Source organism: Stutzerimonas balearica DSM 6083 (assembly GCF_000818015.1).
Taxonomy (GTDB): domain Bacteria; phylum Pseudomonadota; class Gammaproteobacteria; order Pseudomonadales; family Pseudomonadaceae; genus Stutzerimonas; species Stutzerimonas balearica.
Genome location: NZ_CP007511.1, coordinates 84990 through 110141, shown reverse-complemented (window position 1 = coordinate 110141; position 25152 = coordinate 84990). Strand labels below are relative to the sequence as shown.

The following is a 25152-nucleotide window of genomic DNA, read 5'->3' as shown; positions in this document are numbered from 1 at the left end:
TCCGTCGAGAGAATGCCCGCAGTATAGCCAAACGCACCTGGCGGAACCTCGTTCCGACGGATGGTTTGTCAGACCTGGCCGTACTCCTGGCCATGACGCAGCCAGCGCTCGAGCAACGGGCTGACATGCTGCGGCCAGCGCGCCAGCAAGGTCTGCGCCGCGTCGCGCACGGCCGGCAGCAGGTCGGCGTCGCGCATCAGGTCGGCGACCTTGAACTGCAACAGACCGGTCTGGCGGGTGCCGAGCATCTCGCCGGGGCCACGCAGCTCCAGGTCCTTTTCGGCAATGATGAAGCCATCGGTGGTCTCGCGCATGATCGCCAGGCGCTCGCGGCCCATCTGCGACAGCGGAGCGTGGTAGAGCAGCACGCAGTGGCTCGCCGCGCTGCCACGCCCGACCCGTCCGCGCAGCTGGTGCAGCTGGGCCAGGCCGAGGCGCTCGGGATTCTCGATGATCATCAGGCTGGCGTTGGGCACGTCCACGCCGACCTCGATCACCGTGGTAGCGACCAGTAGCTGCAGTTCGCCGGCCTTGAAGCGCTCCATCACCGCGGCCTTCTCGGCCGGCTTCATGCGGCCGTGGATCAATCCGACGGCCAGCTCGCCGAGCGCGGCCGAGAGTTCCTCGAAGGTGGTCTGCGCGGCCTGGCAGGTGAGCTCCTCGGACTCCTCGATCAACGTGCAGACCCAGTAGGCCTGACGGCCCTCGCGGCAGGCGGCGCGCACCCGCTCGATAACTTCCAGCCGGCGGCTGTCGGCGATCACCAGGGTATTGACCGGGGTCCGCCCGGGCGGCAGCTCGTCGAGGATCGAGGTGTCCAGATCGGCATAGGCGCTCATCGCCAGGGTGCGCGGAATAGGCGTGGCGGTCATGATCAGCTGATGCGGGCAGAGCCGGCCGTCGATGCCCTTCTGGCGCAGGGCCAGGCGCTGCTGCACGCCGAAGCGGTGCTGCTCGTCGATGATCACCAAGGCCAGGCGCTTGAACACCACCTCGTCCTGGAATAGCGCATGGGTGCCGACCACCATCGGGCAGCCGCCGGCGATCTGCTCCAGCGCCGCGGCGCGGGCCTTGCCCTTGAGCTTGCCGGCCAGCCAGGCGACCTCGATGCCGAGCGGTTCGAGCCACTTGCTGAAGTTGAGAAAGTGCTGCTCGGCGAGGATTTCCGTGGGCGCCATCAGCGCCACCTGGTAACCGGCTTCCAGCGCCTGCAGGGCGGCGAGGGCGGCGACCACGGTCTTGCCGGCGCCGACGTCGCCCTGCACCAGGCGCAGCATCGGCTCGTGCTGGGCCAGGTCATAGGCGATCTCGGCGCCGACGCGCTGCTGCGCGCCGGTGGGGGCGAAACCGAGGTTGGCGAGAAAGCGCTGCGGCAAGGCTTTCGCCGGTGGCAGCGCTGGTGCCTGCTGGGCGCGCACCCGCTCGCGCAGGCGCTGCAACGACAGCTGATGGGTCAGCAGCTCCTCGAAGGCCAGCCGGTGCTGCGCCCAGTGACGGCCCTCGGCGAGTTCCTCAAGGTCGGCGTCCGGCGGCGGTCGGTGCAGGTAGCGAATCGCCTCGTCGAGCGCGCCGAGGCGGTGTTCACGCGCCAGCTCGGCCGGCAGCCAGTCAGGCAGGCTGTGCGGGCCGAGTCGCGCCAGCGCCTGCCCGGTGAGCTGGCGCAAACGCTGCTGGGTCAGGCCCTCGGTGGTCGGGTAGATCGGCGTCAGGGTCTGCTCGACCGGCGCCGGATCGTTCGTCAGCGCGCGGTACTCGGGGTGATAGATCTCCAGCCCCGAGGCCCCGGGGCGCGCCTCGCCATAGCAGCGCAGCTGGGTGCCGCGCTTCATGGCTTCCTTCTGCGCGTTGCTGAAGTGATAGAAGCGCAGGCTCAGCGTGCCGCTGCCATCCTGCAGGCGCACCAGCAGGCTGCGCCGACGGCCCATGACGATGTCGGCGCCGGCGACGATGCCTTCGATCACCGCGTCCTGCCCCGGGCGCAGCGAGCCGATCGGCACCACGCGGGTGCGATCCTGGTAGCGCAGCGGTAGATGGAACAGCAGGTCCTGCAGGGTTTCCAGGCCGACCCGCGCGAGTTTCTCGGCCAGCGCCGCGCCGACACCCTTGAGCGCGGTGACCGGCACCGCCGCCAGTTCGCTCATCGGCTCAGGCGTTGATCACGGGCGGCTTGGCGACCGAGCACAGGCGGATGGAGTCGGCGAGCACCTCGATCGCCTTGGGCCGCGGGAAGCTGGCGCGCCAGGCGATGGCGACGGTGCGGAACGGCGCCGGCGGCGTCATCGGCCGCACCTCCAGCACCCCGGGCGCGTAGTGATGGCTCTCGACCGCCGACAGCGGCAGGATCGACACGCCGAGCCCGGAAGCGACCATGTGGCGGATGGTCTCCAGCGAACTGGATTCGACCGTGGTGTGGCTGGCCGCCTCGCCCTTGCGCGTGGTCGGGCAGGCTTCGAGCACCTGATCGCGGAAGCAGTGGCCCTCGCCGAGCAGCAGCAGGCTCTTGTCGTTGAGCATCTCGGCGTCGATGGTCTTTTTTGCCGTCCACGGATGGTCGGCCGGCATCAGCACGTAGAACGGCTCGTCGTAGAGCGGCTTGGTCAGCACGTCGGCTTCCTGGAACGGCAGCGCGATGATGATCGCGTCGAGCTCGCCGGTACGCAGCTTGTCGCGCAGGATGTGGGTGAAGTTCTCTTCGATGTACAGCGGCATGTCCGGCGCCACGCGGTGCAGCTGCGGGATCAGGTGCGGGAACATGTAGGGACCGACGGTGTAGATGGCGCCGACCTTGAGCGGCGCGGCCAGCTGGTTCTTGCCGACCTGCGCCAGCTCGCGGATGCTCTGCGCCTGCTCGAGCACCTTCTGCGCCTGGGTCACGATGCCCTCGCCCACCGGCGTCAGGCGCACGGCACTCTTGGTGCGCTCGAAGATCAGCACGCCGAGCTCGTCCTCGAGCTTCTTCACGCCCACCGACAGTGTCGGCTGGCTGACATGGCAGCGCTCGGCGGCGCGGCCGAAATGCTGTTCCTGGGCAAGGGTGACGATATAGCGCAGTTCGGTCAGGGTCATAGTCAACGTCCATCAGGTTGCCGCCAAGCATAGCCTTTGCTTTGCAACGAACCAACTGGCACGCCAGCTGCACGGAATCTTCGGCCATACGAAACCGGCGCGCGGCATTACACTTTCAATCGGGCTCGCAGGTAGCCAGCAACAGGGAGCGTAGGACCATGGGTAAGCGTTGCTCCGTTTTGATCGCCGGCTGCGGCGATCTGGGATGTCGGCTGGGCATGCGCCTGAGCGCGGCGGGCTGGCGGGTCTACGGGCTCAGACGGCAGGCGGCGGATCTGCCAGTGCCGATCCTGCCGGTCAAGGGCGACCTCAACAGCGAGGCCTGCCCACGTGCCTGGCCCAACGGCGAGCTGGACTACCTGGTCTACGCCGCCTCGGCCAACCAGCACGACGAGGCCGGCTATCGCCAGGCTTATGTCGACGGCCTGCGCCACGTGCTCGGCTGGCTGGACGCACGCGGCCAGCGGCCGCGGCGGCTGCTGTTCGTTTCCAGCACCGGGGTCTACGGGCAGAGCGCCGGTGAATGGGTCGACGAGGAGTCGGCCACCGAGCCGACCGGCTACACCGGCCAGGTGATGCTCGAGGCCGAACGCCTGGCCCTCGGCGCCGGGCTGCCGGGCACCGTGGTGCGCCTGGCCGGGCTCTACGATCCGGCACGGCCCTGGTTGCAGAACCAGATCCGCGCCGGCCTGCAGGTCGACCGCGAGCCGCCGCAGTACAGCAACCGGCTGCACCGCGACGATGCCGCCGGCCTGCTCGCGCATCTGCTGCTGGCCGATGCCGCCGGCACCGCGCTGGCGCCCTGCTACCTGGGGGTCGACGACGAACCGGCGCCGTTGCACGAGGTGGTCGATTGGCTGCGCGAGCGCATGGGCGTCAGCCATTGGGCCGACCAGCGCATGAGCCGTCGCGCCGGCAGCAAGCGCTGCAGCAACGCGCGGGCACGGGCGCTGGGCTGGCAGCCGAAGTACCCCAGCTACCGCCAGGGCTACGCCTCGGTCGGGCCGCGGCGTGACTGACGGCAACCGCCTGCTGGCTCGCGCCTGGCTGCCGGGCGTCGAGCTGTTTCATGCCGACTTTTCCGGCCAGCCGTTCGGCCGCCACAGCCACGACGCCTTTGCCATCGGCGCCATCGTGCGCGGCGTCGGCGGCTATCGCTGCCGTGGCGAACGGCATGCGCTGCCGGCCGGCACGCTGTCGCTGATGAACCCCCAGGAGCCGCATACCGGGCACGCCGAATCCCCACGGCTGATCTATCGCATGCTCTACGTCGAGGAATCGCGCCTGCCCGCACTGCTGGGCCGCAAGCGGCTGCCGCGCGGCTTTCGCCAGCTCAACCCGGCCGATGACGGGCGCGTCGCCGCCGGGCTGGCGGCGCTGGCCGACGACTTCCTCGGCAACGACGCGCTGGGCCTGGAATCCCGCCTGGTGGCCCTGCTGCAGCTGGTCTTCACCCGCCACGGCGGCCTGCCCGAGCTTGCCGCCGCACGCCGGGACAACCAGGTCGTCGCCGCGCTGCGCGATTACCTGGATGCGCATTACCACGAGTCGATCAGCCTGCAGGCCCTGGCCGCCGAGCTGCAGCGGCACCCTCGCCACCTGATCGAGGCGTTTCGCCGGCAGTACGGCGTGCCGCCGCACACCTGGCAGCTGCAGCGCCGGGTGCGCGAGGCCAAGCGCCGCCTGCTCGACGGCCAGCCGCTGGCTGGGGTGGCGCTGGACCTCGGCTTCTACGACCAGGCTCACTTCAGCGCCACCTTTCGCCGCTTCACCGGCGTCTCGCCAGGTCGCTTCCGCCTGGCCGCACGCACCTGACTTTCCTCCAATACCCGCGCGCCGGCACCAGACAGACTGATCGCTCCTGACCGGAGGTGATCATGTCCCTGTTCCTGCTCGTTGCCGGCACCCACTTCGCGGCGCTGCTCTCGCCGGGGCCGGATTTCTTTCTGTTGATCCGCACGGCCCTGCGCCACGGCCGCCGCCAGGCCGACGGCTGCGCCTGCGGCATCGCCCTGGCCAACCTCGCTTCGATGCTCCTGGTGCTCGGCACCCTCGCGCTGCTGCCCGAGGCCGGCAGCACATTCACCCGCCTGCTGCAGCTGCTGGGCGGCGGCTACTTTCTCTGGCTCGGCGCAACCGCCGTGCTGGCGCGCCGCGAACTGAGCCTGCCGGAGGGCGATGCGCAGGCGAGCGGCCGCGCGCTGGCCGGGCTCCTCCAGGGCCTGCTCGCCAGCAGCCTGAACCCCAAGCTGCCGCTGTTCTACGCCGGGCTCTTCGGTGTGCTGCGCGACGCCGCCACGCCAGCCTGGGGGCTGGCCCTGGCGATGCTGTGGATGGGCGCCGTGGTGCTGCTCTGGGACCTGGCCCTGGTGCGCCTGCTGTACCGCCGGCGCTGGCGCAACGGGCTGCGCCGCCGGGTGCGCACGCTCGACCGGCTCTGCGGCGCGCTTCTCGCGCTGCTCGGTAGCGCCCTGCTGGGCGGCGCGCTCGCGCCCTGATCTCCGTCGGTCAGGGCGGCGGCAACTTCTGCTGGCGGGCGGCGCACTAAAAATCTGACAGGCAAACGCCGCACGGCACGCAGAGGAAGAATCAGCGCCAGCAGCGCACCAGGCGACAGGAAGCGAGACCCGGCGGCAGGTACAGACACCCGACCAGGAGATACCCCCGATGAGAGCGCTCCGCTGGCACGGCAAGCACGACATCCGCTGCGACAACCACGTTCCCGATCCGACCATCGAAGACGCCCGCGACGCCATCATCAAGGTCAGCTCGTGCGCCATCTGCGGCTCCGACCTGCACCTGTACGACGGCTTCATGCCCGGCATGAAGCACGGCGACATCATGGGCCACGAGTTCATGGGCGAGGTGATGGAGGTCGGCAAGGACAACAAGAAACTCAAGGTTGGCGATCGCGTGGTGGTGCCTTTCACCATCGTCTGCGGCGAATGCGACCAATGCCGACGCGGCAATTTCTCCGTGTGCGAGCGCACCAACCGCAACAAGGACATCGCCGACAAGGTCTTCGGCCACACCACCGCCGGGCTCTACGGCTACACCCACCTGACCGGCGGCTACCCGGGCGGCCAGGCTGAATACGTGCGCGTGCCCTATGCCGATGTCGGCCCGGTGGTGGTGCCCGACGGGCTGACCGACGAACAGGTGCTGTTTCTCGGCGACATCCTGCCCACCGGCTGGCAGGCGGCGGCGCAGTGCGACATCCAACCCACCGATACCGTCGCGGTGTGGGGCGCAGGGCCGGTCGGCCAGTTCGCCATCCGCAGCGCCGTGATGATGGGCGCCGAGCAGGTCATCTGCATCGACAACGTGCCCGAGCGCCTGTCGATGGCGCGCGCCGGCGGCGCCATCACCATCAACTTCGACGAGGAGAGCGTCCTCGAGCGCCTCGCCGAACTGACCCGCGGCAAGGGCCCGGAGAAGTGCATCGACTCGGTCGGCATGGAGGCGCACGCGGCGCGCTCGATCGACTCGATGTACGACCGCGCCAAGCAGGCGCTGATGATGGAGAGCGACCGCCCGCACGTGCTACGCGAGATGATCTACGTCTGCCGCCCGGCCGGCATCATTTCGATTCCCGGCGTCTACGGCGGGCTGATCGACAAGATCCCGTTCGGCGCGGCGATGAACAAGGGCCTGACCTTCCGCATGGGCCAGACCCACGTCAACCGCTGGACCGACGACCTGCTCAAGCGCATCCAGGAAGGGCAGATCGATCCGAGTTTCGTCATCACCCACAGCGTCAGCCTCGAGCAGGGTCCGGACATGTACAAGACCTTCCGCGACAAGCATGACGGCTGCATCAAGGTGGTCCTGAAACCCTGACGGCACCGATCCCCGTGGCGGGGGTCGGCCGGGTCTTCCTATCGAGCGAGGAGTCCTTATGAGCATTCCACGACAAGTCACCCGGCCCAACCACTCGGCGCGCTCGCTGGCGCGCGGGCTGGGCTGGTTCAGCATCGGCCTGGGCGTCGTCCAGCTGCTGGCACCGCGGCAGGTGTCGCGCTTCATCGGCATGCCGGGGAGCGAGACGGTGGTGCGCGCCTGCGGCATCCGCGAGATCGCCACCGGGGTTGGCATCCTCCTCAGCGATGACCCGCGGCCGTGGATCTATGGCCGTATTGGCGGCGATGCGCTCGATCTGGCCGGGCTCGGCTGGAGCATCGAGCGCGGTGACCAACCGGCCAGCGCGGCACTCGCCGCCGGCGCCGTGGCCGGCATCACCGCGCTGGACGTCAGCTGCGCCAAGGGGCTGGACGCCGAGCGCGAGCCGACCATCGAATGGGATTACAGCGACCGCAGCGGCTTTCCCGAGCCGCCGGCCGCCATGCGCGGCAAGGCCGAAGCGGAGCTGACCTCGGCGCGTGCCGAGCCGAACGGTTTCCCGCCGGTGCTGCACTAGACGCGAGGGGATGCGTGCATTGGGCGCCTGCGGGCGCCCTTTTTTGTGGCTCGGTGGTTTGCCAGGCCGCGGTGCCCGCTGCATGCAAAATGCACCAGAGGCGGGCCGCTACGCATGCTGGATGATGCTGGCTTCGCCCAGGCGGATGACTCGCGCTGTCCAGTCGCCGGAACGCAGGATCGATAGAAGCAGGCTCCGGATCGCTGCCTCGATCCGACCCTGCCGCGCCGCCACCAGGGAGCCCCGCTCACCCGCAGGACACGCCAAGCGAAGCCCCCCGGCGCTGCAGCTTGCCGGCGCTAGCTTCCGGCCCCGCCGGGCGCCCGGGTGGAGGCTCGCGCGAAACGCGAGCGACCTGACGCCAACCGCCCAGGCAAAAAAGAAGGCGCCCGCAGGCGCCTCCCAGACGGCTCATCGGGCGTCACTTGGTCTGCATCACCAGATCGCGGCGCATCAGCGTCTTGATCTTCACCACATGATCATCCTCCTGCGTCTTCGCCTTGACGAAGCTATCGGCGATGTTCGGGTGGCCGGCGGCCTGCGCCAGCTCGATCAGCAGTTCCCAGGCGGCGTTGTCGGCCAGCTCGACCGTCAGCAGCGCGTTGAAGCACTGGTCGACGTTGGTCCGCGGATCGGTCAGCACGTTGACGATGCCCAGCGCCATGGCCCCGACGACATCGGCGCAGGGCGTCTGCGCGGTCGGGTCGGCGCCCAGCGATTCGATCGCCTGGTGCACCAGCATCATGTGCTCGTGCTCTTCGTCGCGGATATGCGTGAGGGTGTCGATCAGCCCTGCGTCCGGCGTATGCAGCGCCTTGGCCTTGGCGATCATCGCCTCGTACAGGCGCACGCCGTTGCGCTCGTAGGCCAGGCGCTCGCCGAGCTTGTCGAGGAACACTTCCGGGCTCTTGCCCTTCATCATGTCGAAGCCGGTCTTGAGCATGCCCTTGGCCGAGCCGGGTACCGGCACCGAGCCGATGCGCCCGGCCTCGGCGCTGCGCTCGGCGCGCTCCATGAGCATGCCGGTCTCGTCGCCCGGTACATCCGGGTGGATCTCGTTGACCGCTTCGAGCAGGCGCTTGGTGTCCTTCGGGGACATCTGCACGCCGGTGAAATTGGTACCTACTTTTGCTGCAGTTGCCATGTCGATCTCCTCGCTCAGGAAGCCTTGCGCATCAGTTCGCCACCGGGCGCCCACTGGTAACCCGCCGAGACGATGTCCGCGGCGATACCCTGCGAATTGAGCTGGTTGCGGTAATCGAGCGAGGACTGCGGCTCCTTGCTCTTGTCGACGTATTCGATGCCGTAGCTGCGCAGGTTGACCTCGGCGGCCAGGACCTTGCGCACGAAGTCGCGCTGGCTCTTGAACTCGACCATCTTCGGCAGCGGGCCGGCGAGGATCTCCGCCGGGTCGCGGCCTTCAAGCTTCTTGAACCACTCGCAGGCGACGTTGAGGTGGCCCAGTTCGTAGTCGAGGAAGCGCTCCCAGATCGCCTTGATCCGCGGATTGGTCTCCTGCTCGGCGCAGCTGGCGTACATGTAGACCTCCATCGCCTCGTGGACCAGCCACTTCTCGATATGGCTCTCGCTGGGGTCCGACAGCGAGCCGTACTGGGTCACGTGCTGCTCCTCGACCGAGGCGATCTCGGCATACAGCTGGCGCGCCAGCGGGTCGGCGAACAGCGGGCCGATGTTCTGGTAGTAGTCGTGGGTCTGGTATTCGGCACCGGTGATCAGCGCCGCGTGGATCTTGGTGATCAGCGCCGCGCTGTTCTTTTCGTAGTTGTCCCGGATGTCGTTCTCCGGGTGCCGGTGGTGCTCGGAGGTGGGCCGGCCAGGCACGATGTCGGTATAGCCCTGCAGGATGTTGTTGGCATCCTTGCCCTCCAGGCGATCGAGCATCGCCGCGTAGCGGTACAGGTGGTCGAAATCCTCGAGCAGCCCGTAGCGATAGGTCTGCGCCTGGTAGGGGTCGGGCTCGTTCTGCGCCACCGCGGCGGTGACCTCGATGGCGACCTGCTCGTAGGCCACGGTGGTTTCCAGCGGCGAGTGATCGGCGCCGATCAGCCAGTTGACCATGGTCGCCTGGTGTTGCTCGACGCGGCGGATCTCGGCCAGTGGCAGGCGCAGCTCCTTGTTGAAGCGGGCGATGCCATGCTTGAGACGCAGCGCGTCGGTTTCCACGCCGTTCATGAGGATGATGCGCACCCGGGTGAAGGCGTCGTCATCGAGTTTGCTGATGGGCTGCCCGGCCATTTCCTTCCATGTGAATTTCTGCTTCTCCAGGGGCGTGCCTTTGTTGTCGAGAATTCCGGAAATGGTCTCCATGGAGCCTCCGTTGTCGGATTCGGGTCGTCAGGCTGGTGAGCGCCGCGGCAATGGCGGCCTGCAAGAGGTGACCGGCCGGGCGCGCGGACAATTCCCCGTTGGCTGACGAACGTTCGTACCGTCTGGCGGGCATGCGCCGCGGTTTTCCCCGAAGATCGATGCAAAGCCGCGCCGGAGGCGGGTTCAGCGCTGCGCTTGCGTTTCGGCGAGGCGCGCCAGGCGCCGGTTGCGCTCAGCGGCCGGCAGCCGGGCGAGTTCGGCCGCCGCCCGGTGGAAGGCCGCCCAGTCACCGTCGCGTTGCCGATACAGCGCGGCAAACGCCGGCACCCAGCCGTCGTAGAGCCCGAACGGCACCAGGCTGGCGTTGTTCAGCGGCTGCTCGAAGAAGCGGTCGAAGCGCCGGTCACCGCCCCAGTGCTGGTCGCGCAAGGCCCGGTAATCGCGCCGCAGGCGGCTGAACTCGGCCTGCTTCAAGGCCGCGAGTTCCGCCTCTGGCAGGTTGCGCGCGTACCCTTCACGCAGCCGTTCGCGGGTCGCCAGCAGCAGCTGTACCAGCTCGCGGTAGCGCGCCTGGCGGCGGGCGTCAGGCGCGAGGAGACCGCGGCTGCGCTGCCACTGGCGCAGCCCCTCGCGCTCGACAAAGCTGGCGTACGACTCGTTGAACGCGGTATCGCTCGGCACGTAGAGCTGCTGATGAGCCAGCTCATGGAAGATCAGCCCGGCCAGCTGCTCGTCATCGCGGCGGAGCATGGCGCTGAGCAGCGGATCATCGAACCAGCCGAGCGTGGAGTAGGCGTCGACGCCGGCGACCTGCACGTCCTTGCCCTCGAGCCGCAACCGGGCCGCCGCGGCACGCGCCGCCGCCTCACGGTAATAGCCGCGATAGGCCACGCAGCCGGCGATGGGAAAGCAGTGCTGCAGCGGTTCCACCGAGTAGCGCTCGGTGGCGAACAGGTTCCACACCACGAACGGCCGGCCGATCTCGGCATAGCTGCGATAGCTGCCGTTGTCCGGCAATTGCAGCACCGCGCTGGCGAAATCGCGCGCTTGCTGGGTCTGCGCCAGGCGCCGGCGCAGCGTGGGGCTGCGCGTCTCGTCGGCGAGCACCGCGGCGACCGGCTCGCGCTGACGCAGCAACGCGAGGTGGCCCTGGGCCAGTTGCGTGTAGTAGCTGCAGCCGCTCAGACAGACGGCAAGCAATACGGGAACCCAGAGCCGGCGGCGGAGGTCGATGGGGGCGGCGTTGGGCTTTGTCATCGGGCAGCCTTTGGCGGGAGGCGCAGCGTCGGCAGGTGCGGTCCGCGCACCCTACAAAGACGCCGCGGCGAAATCCACACCGCAGCATTCCTGCAAGCCGCTCCTGGAGCCCTCGATGCGTATCGTCCTCACCCTCGTCGCCCTCTCGCTGCTCGGCGGCTGTTCGCTCTGGATGCCTCGCCACGACCCCAGCCAGGCCTGGATCGAGCTGGACCCGGCAGCCGACATGCAGGCGCTGGCAGTCGACGGCCGCGAACTGGACGACGGCCGCTACTTCCAGATCAGCCCCGGCAGCCACACCCTCGATGTGCGCTACCGCTTCGAGGTCAGCGGCGCCGACGTCGGGCGCGGCAGCCCGCCGCTCGAACGCGACTGCCGGGTGCGCGTGCAATACGACCGCTTCGCCGCAGGCAGCCGTTACCGCCTGGCCGGGGGCGCCTATGGTTTTCGGCCGACGGTCAAGCTGCAGGACGTACACCGCTACGAGTTGACCCGCGCCGAGGAACAGGGCTGCGGCAACTTCGCCGAGCGTTGAAAAAGCCCCGCCACTGGCCCAGGCTTGGATGACTTCCGGCGCGCTGCGCCGTGCTCGTCAGGGTCATCGCCATGCGTTCGCCACTCGCCACTCTTGCCGCCTGCACCGTCCTTTCGCTGACCGGCTGCGCCGGCCCGCTGCCACAACCCGATCCGGGCATGGCCTGGGTCGACCTGCAGGGCCAGGTCACCGATATCTTCATGTCCGACCGGCTGGACGGTAAGCGCACGCCCGACGGTCGCTATTTCCAGGTGCCGCCGGGTGCGCATGAACTCGAGGCACGCTACGACTTCGAAGTCACAGGAGGCGGTGGCGGCTGGGGCCTGGACAGCGACATGCAGACCATTCGCTGCACCCTGTGGGTACGCTACGAGCACTTCGAGGCTGGCCAGCGCTACCGGCTGCAGGCGCGCTCGCTGGGTTTCACCCCGCAGGGCTGGCTGTACGACGCGACCGGCAAGGTGCTCGCCGAAGCCGATTTCCGCCACTGCCACTAGCCCCGGACCGCATTTCAACAGGCGGTGCAGCGCCCGCTGGCGCGCATCGCCGCTGTGAGAGGTAGAGGATGTCCCGCATCAAGAACACCGCCTTTTCCGCACTCGACCTGGCCCCCATACGCGACGACGGCACGCCGGCCCAGGCGCTGCACAACGCCCTGGCACTGGCCCAGCACGTCGAACAGCTGGGTTTTACCCGCTTCTGGGTCGCCGAGCACCACAACATGGACGGCATCGCCAGTGCGGCGACCGCCGTGCTGCTCGGCTACCTGGCCGCGCATACCCAGCGCATCCGCCTCGGCGCCGGCGGCGTGATGCTGCCCAACCACGCGCCGCTGGTGATCGCCGAGCAGTTCGGCACGCTCGAGGCGCTCTATCCCGGGCGGATCGATCTGGGCCTGGGTCGCGCCCCGGGGGCCGATCAGTTCACCGCGCGGGCACTGCGGCGGGATCGCCTCGGCGGCCCGGACGACTTCCCCGCCGACGTCGAGGAACTGCAGGCGCTGCTGGGGCCGCGCCAGCCGAACCAGCGGGTGATCGCCATGCCCGGCGTCGATAGCCACGTGCCGATCTGGCTGCTTGGCTCGAGCCTGTTCAGCGCCCAGCTGGCGGCCGCCAAGGGCCTGCCCTATGCCTTCGCCTCGCATTTCGCACCGCGCTATATGCACCAGGCGGTGCGCCTGTACCGCGATAATTTCCAGCCCTCGGCGGTGCTCGACAAACCCTACGTGATGCTCGGCGTACCGCTGATCGCCGCCGACAGCGACGAGCGCGCCGAGTACCTGGCCACCAGCGTCTACCAGCGCATCCTCGCGCTGATCCGCGGGCAGAGCCTGGTGCTGCGCCCGCCGGTGGAGAGCATGCAGGGGCTGTGGCTGCCGCACGAGCAACAGGCAGTGGGCGACTTCCTCGGCCTGGCGCTGATCGGCGGAGCGGAAAAGGTCCGCGCGCGCCTGGAGGTGCTGCTCGAGCAGACCGGCGCCGACGAGCTGATCTTCACCTGCGACCTTTACGAGACCGCCGACCGCCACCGCGCCTTCGAGATCCTCGCCGAGCTGCGCTGATGCTCAGCCCTGTTCGGCCAGGTGCCGGTCCTTGAGCCTGACGTAGTTGCCGGCGGTGTAGGCGAAGAAGCTGCGCTCCTTGTCGGTCAACGGGCGCGCCTGCTTCACCGGGCTGCCGACGTAGAGATAGCCGCTCTCCAGGCGCTTGCCCGGCGGCACCAGGCTGCCGGCAGCGATGATCACCTCGTCCTCGACCACGGCGCCGTCCATCACGATCGAGCCCATGCCGACCAGGATGCGGCTGCCCAGCGTGCAGCCGTGCAGGGTGACCTTGTGCCCGACGGTGACCTCGTCGCCGATCGTCAGGGGAAAGCCGTCCGGGTTGTACGGCCCGGCGTGCGTGATGTGCAGCACGCTGCCGTCCTGAATGCTCGAACGCGCGCCGATACGGATGCGGTGCATGTCGCCGCGGATCACCGTCAGCGGCCAGACCGAGCTGTCTTCGCCGATCTCGACATCACCGAGCACCACGGCAGTAGGGTCGACGAACACCCGCGCGCCGAGCTTCGGGGTGTGCTGCTGGAAACTGCGAATGGACATGGGCGGCTCCGCTGAAAAGGGCCGGACAGCTTCGGCGCTCGCCGCCCGGGGCGTCAACCGCGGCCCTGTTCGCCGCGTCGCGCCAGGCGGAAGAATTCGCCGGGCGTGGCGCCGAACTGCTCGCTGAAGGCGGCGATGAACGCCGACAGCGAGTCGTAGCCGGCGGCCAGCGCCACATCGGTGACCCGCTCGCCGCGCTCGAGCGCCGGCAGCGCACCGAGCAGGCGCAGGCGCTGACGCCAGGCGCGAAAGGTCAGCCCGGTTTCGCGGACGAACAGGCGACTGAGCGTGCGCTCGGACAACCCCAGCCGCGCGCTCCAGCCACCCAGCCCGCGGCGTGAATCGGGGTGACGCTGCAGGTTCTGGCACAGCCGGCGCAGGCGCGCATCGGCCGGCAGCGGTAGCACCAGCGGAACTTCCGGCGCGGCGCCGAGCTGGTCGAGCAGCACCTGCACCAGGCGACCGTCGGCACCGGCCTCGTCGTAGGTCTCCGGCAGCTCGCCAAAGGCACGAATCAGCTCGCGCAACAGCGGGCTGACCTGCAGCACGCGGCAGCGCCCCGGTGTCGGCCCGACCGCCGCGACGTCGATGTAGAGGCTGCGAATGCAGGTATTCGGTGCGCAAAACACCTGGTGTTCGAGGCCGGCCGGAACCCACACCGCCCGCAGCGGCGGCGCGATGAAGCGGCCCTGCGCGGTACGTACCTCGAGCACCCCCTCGACCGCGTGCGAGAGCTGGATCCACGGGTGGCTGTGGCGATAGCCGAGCGCGGTGTTCGGCGGCGCGTCGAGCTGGCCGTAGACCGGGCGCGGCAGGCGCTCGAGCTGTTTGAGACGGGCCTCGGCGGCCCCTTGCTGTCCGATAGGCGACATTTGTTGGCGGTTTGACGTTAGCTGACCCTGGAACGGCACGCTAACGTCGCCCACTCCTGTTCCGCAAGCGCTGGTATCCGTATGTCCGTTCTTCGCCTGTTGTTCGATCGCTTCACCTTGACGCTGCTGGCAGTGGTCGCCGCCGCCACGTTCCTGCCGGCCCACGGCGATGGCGCCCGCTTCTTCGGCGTGCTCACGGACCTGGCCATCGGCCTGCTGTTCTTCATGCACGGGGCCAAGCTCTCGCGCGAGGCGATCTTTTCCGGCGCCGGCCACTGGCGCCTGCACCTGACGGTGTTCGCCTGCACCTTCGTGCTCTTTCCGCTGCTGGGCCTGGCGCTCAAGCCGGTGCTCACCCCGCTGATCGGCACCGAGCTCTACCTGGGCATGCTCTACCTCTGCGCCCTGCCGGCCACGGTGCAGTCGGCGATCGCCTTCACCTCACTGGCGCGCGGCAATATTCCCGCGGCGATCTGCAGCGCCGCCGCCTCCAGCCTGCTCGGCATTTTCCTCACGCCGCTGCTGGTGATGCTGCTGATGGGCGTCGAAGGCGAGAGCGGCTCGACGCTCGATGCCATCGGCAAGATCGTCATGCAGCTGCTGGTGCCGTTCGCCGTCGGCCACGTGGCGCGGCCCGTGATCGGCGCCTGGATCACGCGCAACAAGAACTGGCTGAAGAACGTCGACCAAGGCTCGATCCTGCTGGTGGTCTACACCGCCTTCAGCGACGCGGTGGTCAGCGGCCTGTGGAACGTCATCCCGCCGATGCGCCTGATCGCCCTGACGCTGGTCTGCTGCGCGCTGCTGGCGCTGGTCCTGTGGCTGACCAGCTTCATCGCCCGGCGCCTGGGCTTCAACCTCGAAGACCGCATCACCATCGTCTTCGCCGGCTCGAAGAAAAGCCTCGCCACCGGGGTGCCGATGGCCCAGGTCCTGTTCACCGGCGCGGCGGTCGGCCCGCTGATCCTGCCGCTGATGATCTTCCACCAGATCCAGCTGATGGTCTGCGCCGTGATGGCCCAGCGCTACGCCGAGCGCGACGACAGCGCGCCGATGGCGGCGCCGGCACCCTGACCCCGCGGCGCGGTCTCTTGTGCTGTTACCATGCACCGCGTGATTCATTGCAAGAGGCCCGCCCGTGAGCGCCAACAATCCCCTGCTACAGGATTTCGATCTTCCGCCGTACTCCGAGATTCGCCCCGAGCATGTGGAGCCGGCCATCGACAGCATCCTCGGTGACAACCGGGTGGCCATCGAGGAACTGCTCAGCCGCCCCGCCGAGCGCCTCGACTGGCAGACCCTGGTGGTCGGCCTGGACGAGATGAACGCCCGCCTTGGCCGCGCCTGGAGCCCGGTCAGCCACCTCAATGCCGTGTGCAACAGCCCGGAACTGCGCAGCGCCTACGAGGCGTGCCTGCCGAAGCTGTCGGCCTACTACACCGAGCTGGGCCAGAACCGCGCCCTCTTCGAAGCCTACAAGGCGCTGGCCGAAGGGCCCGCCGCGGCCGGCTTCGAGGTCGCGCAGAAGACCATCCTCGAGCATTCGCTGCGCGACTTCCGCCTGTCGGGCATCGACCTGCCGCCGGTCGAGCAGCAGCGCTTCGGGGCGATCCAGATGAAGCTCGCCGAGCTCGGCAGCCGCTTCTCCAACCAGCTGCTCGACGCCACCCAGGCCTGGACCAAGCATCTCACCGACGAGGCCGCGCTGGCCGGCCTGCCCGACTCGGCCAAGGGGCAGATGAAACAGGCTGCCGAGGCCAAGGGCCTGGACGGCTGGCTGATCACCCTGGAATTCCCCAGCTACTACGCGGTAATGACCTACGCCGACGACCGCGCCCTGCGCCAGGAGGTCTACACCGCCTACTCGACGCGGGCCTCGGACCAGGGGCCGAACGCCGGGCAGTTCGACAACGGCCCGGTGATGGAAGAGATCCTCGACCTGCGTCAGGAGCTGGCCAGGTTGCTCGGCTACGCCAGCTACGCCGAGCTGTCGCTGGCAACGAAAATGGCCGAATCGCCCGAGCAGGTGCTCGGCTTCCTGCGCGACCTGGCGGTACGCAGCAAGCCGTTCGCCGAGAAGGATCTGGCCGAGCTGCGCGCCTTTGCCGCCGAGCAGGGTCTGGACGACCTCAAGAGCTGGGACACCGGCTACTACGCCGAAAAGCTGCGCCAGAGCCGCTACAGCCTGAACCAGGAAGAGCTGCGCGCGTATTTCCCGATCGACAAGGTGCTCGCCGGCCTGTTCGCCGTGGTCCAGCGCCTGTACGGCATCGAGATCGTCGAGCTGGAAGACTTCGACGCCTGGCATCCGGAGGTGCGCCTGTTCGAGATTCGCGAGCACGGCGAGCACGTCGGCCGCTTCTTCTTCGACCTCTATGCCCGGGCCAACAAGCGTGGCGGCGCGTGGATGGACGGCGCGCGCGACAAGCGCCGTGATGCCGAAGGCCGGCTGATCAGCCCGGTCGCCAATCTGGTGTGCAACTTCACCCCGCCGGTGGGCGAGCGTCCGGCGCTGTTGACCCACGACGAGGTCACCACGCTGTTCCACGAATTCGGCCACGGCCTGCACCACCTGCTGACCCGCGTCGAGCACGCCGGTGCCTCGGGCATCAACGGTGTGGCCTGGGACGCGGTCGAGCTGCCCAGCCAGTTCATGGAGAACTGGTGCTGGGAGCCCGAGGGCCTGGCGCTGATTTCCGGCCACTACCAGACCGGCGAGCCGCTGCCGCAGGAAAAGCTCGAGCGCATGCTCGCGGCGAAGAACTTCCAGTCCGGAATGATGATGGTGCGGCAGCTGGAGTTCTCGCTGTTCGACTTCGAACTGCATGCCACCCACGGCGACGGCCGCAGCGTGCTCGAGGTGCTCGAAGCGATCCGCGACGAGGTCTCGGTGCTGCGCCCACCCAGGGAAAACCGCTTCCCCAACAGCTTTGCGCACATCTTCTCCGGCGGTTACGCGGCCGGTTACTACAGCTACAAGTGGGCCGAGGTCCTTTCGTCGGACGCCTTCTCGCGTTTCGAGGAGGAAGGGGTGTTCAATGCCGAGACCGGACGGGCCTTCCGCGAGGCGATTCTCGCCCGTGGCGGCTCCCAGGAGCCGATGGTACTGTTCGTCGATTTCCGAGGCCGCGAGCCGTCCATCGACGCCCTGCTGCGCCACCTCGGGCTGAGTCAGGAGGAGGCCGCATGATGAACCAGGCAACCGAACAACCGACCAAACGCTTCATCGCTGGCGCCGTGTGCCCGGCGTGCAGCGAGCCGGACAGCGTGAAGATGTGGGACGTCGACGGCGTGCCGCACCGTGAATGCGTGGTCTGCGGCTACGCCGACACGCTCAATGCCCAGGGGCAATCGGTACCCCTGGAACTCGGCACGCGGGTCAACAAGGTCCAGCCCAAGCCGGCCAACCCGCAGGTGCAGTCGGTGCAGTTCTTTCCCAATCCGAAGTTGAAGAAGCCGGAGTGATGCGTTTCGGTTGAACGAAAAGCCCGCCATTTGGCGGGTTTTCGTTTTCTGCGGGATGAACGAACGAGAGGTGCCACCGGTCCGTTTTGGCTGGCGGTCTTGAGATGAAGCCGATCGCCAGGTGTGCTGATGCCCCGGGTTTCGGCCCCGGCCGAGTCACGATGGGACTCCCTAGGCGACCCCGTTCTTGGCCAGCCAGGCCGCACCAACCAACTCTTTCAGGACGGTGAGAACCGTAGGGGGGAAGAACCGCGCAGCGTTTTCCACCTTGTTTGAGGTGAGGTTTCGGCGTGTGTCTCGAGGTGACGCCGCGCTTTCACAGGCCCGGCCGGCAGATTCGGCCGCGGGAGCCGAAAGCCATGGCATCAGGCCGCTCGGTATGTGCCCCGGTCCGTAGAAGCAGCCCTAAGCGGGCCAGCAACGCTCAGCCGTCGACAGCAGAAGGCCCGGTGAGCCGTCCTCGCATCACCCAATCAACCCTCAACCTTCGGCGTCGCCCGCCCCGGCTGGGCCGGCGAGGCGAACAGCCGCTTCATCTTCATCGCCGGCGCCTCGATCAGGTGCCACGACAGCGCCGCGAGGATCAGCGTCGGCACGAAGGCGATCAGCGTCAGCCCCAGCACGCCGATCTGCGGCCCGAACAGGTAGACCGTCAGCTGCTGGAACGGGAACGCATAGATATACAGCCCGTAGGACACATCGCCGTACTTGCCGAAGCGCGAGACCCAGGGCAACGGCGCGTAGGCCAGGTAGATCACCAGGTATGGCAGGGCGACGAAGTACACCAGCGGGCCGACGTCCGTGCGGAAGGTGCCGACCAGCGCCACGGTCAGCACGCCGGCGATCCAGCCGCGCCAGGGGATGTCGTCGCGATAGAGGAAGATCGCCGCGCCGCTGTAGTACAGCAGGCCGAGCTTGAAGATATTGCGGATGAAGTACGAGTCGATGCCGAGCCGGCCGACCAGCCAGAAGTGCCCGACCGCGAGCACGGCAATCGGTAGGAAGATCAGCCGGCGTTTGAGGAAGCCGGTCAGCCCCAGGATCATCACGCCGATGTACATCAGCACTTCCAGCGGCAGCGTCCACAGCGAGCCGTTGACCACCGACGGGTAGACGTTCTCGGTGAACACGCCCGGCAGTTCGTAGCGCGTGACCAGCAGGATGTTCTGCAGGTAGGTCCAGGTGCCATCGGCGGCCAGGTATTGGGCCACGCTCGCCTGCGATACCAGCGGGCCGATGATGAACGCCGAGAACAGCACCGCGACGATGAGCGCCGGAAAGATCCGCAGCGCACGCTTGACCAGAAAGCTCTTCGGGCTGCTGCTGGCCAGCCAGGACGAGGTGATCAGGTAACCGCTCATGACGAAGAAGATGCCGACGGCAATGGAGCCGCCCTTCTCGTAGCCGGTCAGCAGCGTCAGTGGCTCATCCCCGCGACGCCCCACCAGGGGGTAGCTGTGCGCGAAGAGCACCAGCGCCGCCGCGAAGAAGCGCAGGAAATCGAAATTGTTTTCCCGGGTGTGAAAGGAACGGGTGGTGTGCATGGTCGGCTCCTGAATCCGGACGGCAGTTCGCGAGGCAAGCGCATGAACATCGCTGGGCACTACTGCCGGGTCGGAGCAGGCTCCGGTCCTCCCTGTCTGGTCGCCAGCGCACGCTTCACCGGGCCGGCACAGCAAGCCTCTGGCCGTCCGACCCCGATCAGCCCCTTTGTCCACCTCAACGGCAAAAAGGTTCGCCAGGCCGACGGACGGTCGTCCCCTCTCGTCGCCGATCCAGGCTCGCGGCTGGCCAGGCGGCGCCTCACCCATTACTGTATGCATGAACAGTATCAGACGGAGCGAACATGACCGTTCCCCTCACGCGCATCCGCGGTCGCGGCACTGCGATCAATCCGGACAATCGCTTCGCACCGACGCGCAGCGAGGCCTTCGACGACGGCTGGGAACAGGAGGTCCCGCCGACACGGGCGACCGAAGTGCGCCGAGAGACTGCGAAAAGCGTACTCACCCGCAACCAGTCGCCGGACGTCGGCTTCGATCGCTCGGTCAACCCCTACCGCGGCTGCGAACATGGCTGCATTTACTGCTTTGCGCGGCCCAGCCACGCCTACTGGGACCTCTCGCCGGGGATCGATTTCGAAACGCGGCTGATCGCCAAGACCAACCTGGCCGAACGCCTGGAGGCCGAACTGAGCAAGCCGGGCTATGTACCCCAGCCGATCGCGCTGGGTGTCAATACCGACGCTTACCAGCCGCTGGAACGCGAGCAACGGCTGACGCGCCAGGCGCTGGAGGTGCTGCTGCGCTTCCGCCACCCGGTGCACATCATCACCAAGGGCTCGCTGGTGCTGCGCGACCTCGATCTGCTGGTACCGCTGGCCGAGCAACGCCTGGTGAGCGTATCGGTCAGCCTCACCACGCTGGACGACGAACTCAAGCGCATCATGGAGCCGCGCGCCGCAGCGCCGACCGCACGCCTGCGGACCCTGCGCACCCTGCACGAGGCCGGCGTGCCGGTCAGCGTGATGTGCGCGCCGATGATCCCGGTGATCAACGACATGGAGCTCGAGCGCCTGCTCGAGGCGGCACGCGACGCCGGGGCGGGCTCGGCTGGCTACGTGCTGCTGCGCCTGCCACACGAGGTGGCGCCGCTGTTCGAGCAGTGGCTCGGCGAACACTTCCCGCAGCGCGCCGAGCACGTCATGAGCCTGGTGCGCCAATCGCGCGGCGGCAAGGCCTACGACAGCCGCTTCGGCAGCCGCATGCGCGGCGAAGGCCAGTTCGCCGAGCTGCTCGCCCAGCGCTTCCGCCTGGCCAGCAGGCGCCTGGGCTTCCACCGCCGCGAACAGAACCAGGGCCTCGATTGCAGCCGCTTCGCCCCGCCGGGGCGGCAGATGAATCTATTGTGAGAGGGCCGGGGCCGTGCGAGGGCCAACCGGACGCGTGGAAAACGCTGCGCGGTTTTCCACCCTACGCACGGATAACCGTAGGGTGGATAACGCTCTGCTTATCCACCGAAGGCACTGCCGAATCGAGCCTGTTACCTCGGCCTGCGCACAGAGGCTCCCCCTCGATGATGCCCGGGCAGATCGCCGGTCCGCGTGCTGGCTCCGGCAGACGCGTGGAAAACGCTGCGCGGTTTTCCACCCTACGCACGGTAACCGTAGGGTGGATAACGCTCTGCTTATCCACCGAAGGCGCTGGCGGGGCGAACTTGGCACATCGGCTTGCGCACGCAGGCTTCCCTCGATGATGCCCGCCGAGATCGCCGGTCCGCGTGCTGGCGCCGGCAGACGCGTGGAAAACGCTGTGCGGTTTTCCACCCTACGCACGGTAACCGTAGGGTGGATAACGCTCTGCTTATCCACCGAAGGCGCTGGCGGATCGAGCCTGTTACTTCGGCTTGCGCACGCAGGCTTCCCTTCGATGATGCCCGGGAAGATCGCCGGTCCGCGTGCTGGCGCCGGCAGACGCGTGGAAAACGCTGCGCGGTTTTCCACCCTACGCACGGTAACCGTAGGGTGGATAACGCTCCGCTTATCCACCGAAGGCGCTGGCGGATCGAGCCTGTTACATCAGCTTGTGCACGGAGGCTCCCCTAGATGGTGCCCGCGGAGATCGCCGGTCCGCTCGTGGCGCCAGCGAGGAACTATCTGCACTCGCCACGGCACCAATTCCTGAACCCCGAGCCTGGAGGCAATGTGGACTGGATCGACCTGCTGCAATGGCCGGCGATGGTGGTGACGGTGACGGCTGCCTGGCTGATCGGTTCGTTGCGACCGGGCCGGCGCTTCGTCGGTTTCTGCTGTTTTCTGCTGAGCAACCTGCTCTGGGTGATCTGGGGCTGGTATGCCGAAGCCTGGGCGCTGATCACCCTGCAGGTCTGCCTGGCGGCGATGAACATTCGTGGCGTGAAAAAGAACGACGAGCCGCAGAAGGCCGAGGTAGAGCGCTCCGGCGCCTGAATTGCCTACACCGGATCGCTGTCTATACTCCGAGTCAGGCGTACCTGATTGAGCAATCCGACCGTGCGTGCAAACGCCGACCGGGTTCGCCGGTAGCAGATCGACAAGGCTCCTGTGCCTTGCACCGATCTCGTAGTGCAGCGACCAGGTTGGTGACGGTTCCGAAGCAACACCCACCGGCTTCGCGGGCAAGACGCCCCGAGACATGCCGTCAGGCAAGCGACGTAACCGAGCGGTTGGCCCAGAACAAGAATCATAAGGGGAACCCGCAATGTCTCGACATCCACGCGCTTGGATGGGGCTTGGGCTGCTAGCGACCGTCGCTCAGGCCCGTGCCGCCTGGGACGTGAACATGCGCTCGGGTGCCACCGACGTCAGTCGCTCGGTGTTCGACCTGCACATGACCATCTTCTGGATCTGCGTCGTCATCGGCGTGCTGGTGTTCGGCGTGATGATCTGGTCGATGATCGCCCACCGCCGCTCGCGCCGTCAGCAGGCGGCCAATTTCCACGAGAACACCCGCGTCGAAGTGCTCTGGACGGTCATTCCGCTGCTGATCCTGATCGGCATGGCGGTGCCGGCCACGCGCACGCTGCTGCACATCTACGATGCCAGCGAGTCGGACGTCGATATCCAGATCACCGGCTACCAGTGGAAGTGGCACTACAAGTATCTGGGCGAAGACGTCGAGTTCTTCAGCAACCTCACCACCCCGCGCGAGCAGATCAACAACCAGGCGCCCAAGGGCGAGCACTACCTGCTGGAAGTCGACCAGCCGCTGGTCATTCCGGCCGGTGCCAAGGTGCGCTTCCTGATCACCGCCGCCGACGTCATCCACTCCTGGTGGGTGCCGGAACTGGCGGTGAAGAAGGACGCCATCCCCGGCTTCGTCAACGAATCCTGGACCCGCGTCGAGCAACCGGGCCTGTTCCGCGGCCAGTGCACCGAGCTGTGCGGCAAGGACCACGGCTTCATGCCGGTGGTGGTCGAGGTCAAGTCGCAGGAGGACTACGCCACCTGGCTCGGCGAGAAGAAGGCCGAGGCCGCCAAGCTCGCCGAGCTGAGCAGCAAGGAGTGGACCCTCGAAGAACTCGTCGCCCGTGGCGAAAAGGTCTACCAGGCCAACTGCGCCAGCTGCCACCAGCCCACCGGCGAGGGCCTGCCGCCGATGTTCCCGGCGCTCAAGGGCTCGGCCATCGCCACCGGCGAGCCCGAGGGGCACCTGAACATCGTCTTCAACGGCAAGCCCGGCACCGCCATGGCCGCCTTCGGCAAGCAGCTGTCGGAGGTCGATATCGCCGCGGTCATCACCTACGAGCGCAACTCGTGGGGCAACGACAAGGGCGACATGGTCACGCCGAAAGACGTGCTCGATTTCAAACAGGCCGAAGAAGCCACCCAGTAAGAGGACAGGCTGATGAGTGCAGTGATCGACGATCATGGGCATGCCGCGCATGACCACCACCACGGCCCGGCCAAGGGGCTCTCGCGCTGGCTGCTGACCACCAACCACAAGGACATCGGCTCGATGTACCTGTGGTTCAGCTTCTGCGCCTTTCTGCTCGGCGGCTCGATGGCCATGGTGATCCGCGCCGAGCTGTTCCAGCCGGGCCTGCAGATCGTGCAGCCGGAATTCTTCAATCAGATGACCACCATGCACGGCCTGATCATGGTCTTCGGCGCGGTGATGCCGGCGTTCGTCGGCCTGGCCAACTGGATGATCCCGCTGATGATCGGCGCGCCGGACATGGCGCTGCCGCGGATGAACAACTTCAGCTTCTGGCTGCTGCCGGCGGCCTTCGGCCTGCTGGTTTCGACCCTGTTCATGGAAGGCGGCGGGCCGAACTTCGGCTGGACCTTCTACGCGCCGCTGTCGACGACCTACGCGCCGGAGTCGGTGACCTTCTTCATCTTCGCCATCCACCTGATGGGCATCAGCTCGATCATGGGTGCGATCAACGTGATCGCCACCATCCTCAACCTGCGCGCGCCAGGCATGACGCTGATGAAGATGCCGCTGTTCGTCTGGACCTGGCTGATCACCGCCTTCCTCTTGATCGCGGTGATGCCGGTGCTGGCGGGCGTGGTGACCATGATGCTGATGGACATCCACTTCGGCACCAGCTTCTTCAGCGCGGCCGGTGGCGGCGACCCGGTGCTGTTCCAGCACGTGTTCTGGTTCTTCGGCCATCCCGAGGTGTACATCATGATCCTGCCGGCCTTCGGCGCGGTCAGCTCGATCATCCCGGCGTTCAGCCGCAAGCCGCTGTTCGGCTACACCTCGATGGTTTACGCCACCGGCGCGATCGCCTTCCTCTCCTTCATCGTCTGGGCGCACCACATGTTCACCGTCGGCATCCCGCTGACCGGCGAGCTGTTCTTCATGTACGCCACCATGCTGATCGCCGTGCCCACCGGGGTGAAGGTGTTCAACTGGGTGTCGACGATGTGGCGCGGCTCGCTGACCTTCGAGGCGCCGATGCTGTTCGCCGTGGCCTTCGTCATCCTCTTCACCATCGGCGGCTTCTCCGGGCTGATGCTGGCCATCGCCCCGGCGGACTTCCAGTACCACGACACCTACTTCGTGGTGGCGCACTTCCACTACGTGCTGGTGCCGGGGGCGATCTTCGGCATCTTCGCCTCGGCCTACTACTGGCTGCCGAAGTGGACCGGGCACATGTATGACGAGACCCTGGCCAAGCTGCATTTCTGGATGAGCTTCATCGGCATGAACCTGGCGTTCTTCCCGATGCACTTCGTTGGCCTGGCCGGCATGCCGCGACGCATCCCGGACTACAACATGATGTTCGCCAACTTCAACATGATCTCGAGTATCGGCGCCTTCCTATTCGGCGCCACGCAGCTGTTGTTTCTGTTCATCGTCATCAAATGCATTCGCGGCGGCGTCCCGGCGCCGGCCAAGCCCTGGGACGGTGCCGAGGGGCTGGAATGGAGCGTGCCCTCACCGGCGCCCTATCACACCTTCCAGACGCCGCCGGACCTCAACGACGTGCATGAACACCGCAAGGGCACCGGCGGGGAGCTGACGCCATGAACGGCATGAAGGCTGCGCTACCGGGCGCTCCGGAAGGCGCGGGCTGGGCAGGCCACCACGACAGCGCCTGCGCGCCGCGCTCCCGGCGC

23 protein-coding genes are annotated in these 25152 nt (G+C 67.5%); 15 read left to right on the top strand and 8 right to left on the bottom strand.

Going from position 1 to position 25152, the window contains the following annotated elements:
• Positions 1-68: 68 nt before the first annotated feature.
• Together recG and CL52_RS00510 are read right to left on the bottom strand one after the other, a co-directional pair.
• Entirely contained in the window at positions 69-2141 is a 2073-nt protein-coding gene (gene recG / locus CL52_RS00515; RefSeq protein WP_043217793.1) for an ATP-dependent DNA helicase RecG, read from the bottom strand.
• A 4-nt stretch (positions 2142-2145) separates the two neighbouring features.
• Positions 2146-3066 carry a hydrogen peroxide-inducible genes activator gene (locus CL52_RS00510; protein ID WP_041109117.1) on the bottom strand — a complete coding sequence of 307 codons (921 nt, stop codon included), beginning with the start codon at positions 3064-3066 and terminating at the stop codon, positions 2146-2148.
• Positions 3067-3224: 158 nt separating this feature from the next.
• On the opposite strand from CL52_RS00510, the gene CL52_RS00505 reads away from it, so the two are divergent.
• From CL52_RS00505 to CL52_RS00485, 5 genes are all read left to right on the top strand, one after another.
• On the top strand, positions 3225-4085 hold the full coding sequence (locus CL52_RS00505) for an NAD-dependent epimerase/dehydratase family protein (protein WP_043217792.1): 861 nt from the start codon (positions 3225-3227) through the stop codon (positions 4083-4085).
• Complete coding sequence (locus CL52_RS00500) at positions 4078-4881, top strand: helix-turn-helix transcriptional regulator (protein WP_043217791.1); 804 nt, start codon at positions 4078-4080, stop codon at positions 4879-4881. The genes CL52_RS00505 and CL52_RS00500 overlap by 8 nt, the downstream gene beginning before the upstream one ends.
• 59 nt (positions 4882-4940) lie before the next feature.
• A complete protein-coding gene (locus tag CL52_RS00495; protein WP_043222832.1) occupies positions 4941-5564 on the top strand; it encodes a LysE family translocator in 624 nt (207 codons plus the stop codon).
• A gap of 169 nt (positions 5565-5733) precedes the next feature.
• A complete protein-coding gene (locus tag CL52_RS00490; protein ID WP_041109123.1) occupies positions 5734-6906 on the top strand; it encodes a zinc-dependent alcohol dehydrogenase in 1173 nt (390 codons plus the stop codon).
• A 58-nt stretch (positions 6907-6964) separates the two neighbouring features.
• Positions 6965-7483 (top strand): hypothetical protein, encoded by a 519-nt coding sequence (locus CL52_RS00485; protein ID WP_043217790.1) that lies wholly within the window; start codon positions 6965-6967, stop codon positions 7481-7483.
• A 421-nt stretch (positions 7484-7904) separates the two neighbouring features.
• Here CL52_RS00485 and CL52_RS00480 read toward each other — a convergent pair whose 3' ends face one another.
• The 3 genes from CL52_RS00480 to CL52_RS00470 form a co-directional block, all read right to left on the bottom strand.
• Complete coding sequence (locus CL52_RS00480) at positions 7905-8627, bottom strand: ferritin-like domain-containing protein (protein WP_041109126.1); 723 nt, start codon at positions 8625-8627, stop codon at positions 7905-7907.
• Positions 8628-8641: 14 nt separating this feature from the next.
• Entirely contained in the window at positions 8642-9811 is a 1170-nt protein-coding gene (locus tag CL52_RS00475; RefSeq protein WP_041109128.1) for a hypothetical protein, read from the bottom strand.
• A gap of 183 nt (positions 9812-9994) precedes the next feature.
• Positions 9995-11068, bottom strand: a complete 1074-nt coding sequence (locus CL52_RS00470; protein WP_043217787.1) for an aminopeptidase — start codon at positions 11066-11068, stop codon at positions 9995-9997.
• Positions 11069-11183: 115 nt separating this feature from the next.
• On the opposite strand from CL52_RS00470, the gene CL52_RS00465 reads away from it, so the two are divergent.
• The 3 genes from CL52_RS00465 (at position 11184) to CL52_RS00455 (ending at position 13164) form a co-directional block, all read left to right on the top strand.
• Positions 11184-11603 (top strand): PA0061/PA0062 family lipoprotein, encoded by a 420-nt coding sequence (locus tag CL52_RS00465; RefSeq protein WP_041109132.1) that lies wholly within the window; start codon positions 11184-11186, stop codon positions 11601-11603.
• 71 nt (positions 11604-11674) lie between these two features.
• Complete coding sequence (locus CL52_RS00460) at positions 11675-12100, top strand: PA0061/PA0062 family lipoprotein (protein WP_041109274.1); 426 nt, start codon at positions 11675-11677, stop codon at positions 12098-12100.
• A 68-nt stretch (positions 12101-12168) separates the two neighbouring features.
• Complete coding sequence (locus tag CL52_RS00455) at positions 12169-13164, top strand: LLM class flavin-dependent oxidoreductase (RefSeq protein WP_043217786.1); 996 nt, start codon at positions 12169-12171, stop codon at positions 13162-13164.
• 3 nt (positions 13165-13167) lie between these two features.
• Here the strand turns inward: CL52_RS00455 and CL52_RS00450 are convergent, their stop codons facing one another.
• Entirely contained in the window at positions 13168-13704 is a 537-nt protein-coding gene (locus CL52_RS00450; protein WP_043217782.1) for a gamma carbonic anhydrase family protein, read from the bottom strand.
• Between the two features lie 53 nt (positions 13705-13757).
• Positions 13758-14576 carry an AraC family transcriptional regulator gene (locus CL52_RS00445; protein WP_043217779.1) on the bottom strand — a complete coding sequence of 273 codons (819 nt, stop codon included), beginning with the start codon at positions 14574-14576 and terminating at the stop codon, positions 13758-13760.
• Between the two features lie 81 nt (positions 14577-14657).
• On the opposite strand from CL52_RS00445, the gene CL52_RS00440 reads away from it, so the two are divergent.
• The 3 genes from CL52_RS00440 to CL52_RS00430 all read left to right on the top strand — a co-directional run bounded on the left by CL52_RS00440 (position 14658) and on the right by CL52_RS00430 (position 18041).
• The gene (locus CL52_RS00440) at positions 14658-15650 is read left to right on the top strand and encodes a bile acid:sodium symporter family protein (protein WP_041109140.1); all 993 of its coding nucleotides are present in this window, start codon (positions 14658-14660) and stop codon (positions 15648-15650) included.
• Positions 15651-15714: 64 nt separating this feature from the next.
• Positions 15715-17766 carry an oligopeptidase A gene (prlC, locus tag CL52_RS00435; protein ID WP_043217777.1) on the top strand — a complete coding sequence of 684 codons (2052 nt, stop codon included), beginning with the start codon at positions 15715-15717 and terminating at the stop codon, positions 17764-17766.
• The gene (locus CL52_RS00430; RefSeq protein ID WP_102847933.1) at positions 17766-18041 is read left to right on the top strand and encodes a YheV family putative zinc ribbon protein; all 276 of its coding nucleotides are present in this window, start codon (positions 17766-17768) and stop codon (positions 18039-18041) included. Before prlC ends, CL52_RS00430 begins: the two co-directional genes overlap by 1 nt.
• 473 nt (positions 18042-18514) lie before the next feature.
• On the opposite strand, the gene CL52_RS00425 is transcribed toward CL52_RS00430, so the two are convergent.
• Positions 18515-19585 (bottom strand): acyltransferase family protein, encoded by a 1071-nt coding sequence (locus CL52_RS00425; protein WP_041109146.1) that lies wholly within the window; start codon positions 19583-19585, stop codon positions 18515-18517.
• A 302-nt stretch (positions 19586-19887) separates the two neighbouring features.
• On the opposite strand from CL52_RS00425, the gene CL52_RS00420 reads away from it, so the two are divergent.
• The 4 genes from CL52_RS00420 to ctaD all read left to right on the top strand — a co-directional run bounded on the left by CL52_RS00420 (position 19888) and on the right by ctaD (position 25063).
• On the top strand, positions 19888-20952 hold the full coding sequence (locus CL52_RS00420; protein ID WP_043217775.1) for a PA0069 family radical SAM protein: 1065 nt from the start codon (positions 19888-19890) through the stop codon (positions 20950-20952).
• A gap of 825 nt (positions 20953-21777) precedes the next feature.
• On the top strand, positions 21778-22008 hold the full coding sequence (locus CL52_RS00415) for a hypothetical protein (protein ID WP_425288330.1): 231 nt from the start codon (positions 21778-21780) through the stop codon (positions 22006-22008).
• A 271-nt stretch (positions 22009-22279) separates the two neighbouring features.
• Positions 22280-23413: a cytochrome c oxidase subunit II gene (coxB, locus tag CL52_RS00410; RefSeq protein ID WP_043217774.1), complete on the top strand. Its 1134-nt coding sequence runs from the start codon at positions 22280-22282 to the stop codon at positions 23411-23413.
• A 12-nt stretch (positions 23414-23425) separates the two neighbouring features.
• Positions 23426-25063 carry a cytochrome c oxidase subunit I gene (gene ctaD, locus CL52_RS00405; RefSeq protein ID WP_043217772.1) on the top strand — a complete coding sequence of 546 codons (1638 nt, stop codon included), beginning with the start codon at positions 23426-23428 and terminating at the stop codon, positions 25061-25063.
• Positions 25064-25152 lie beyond the last annotated feature (89 nt).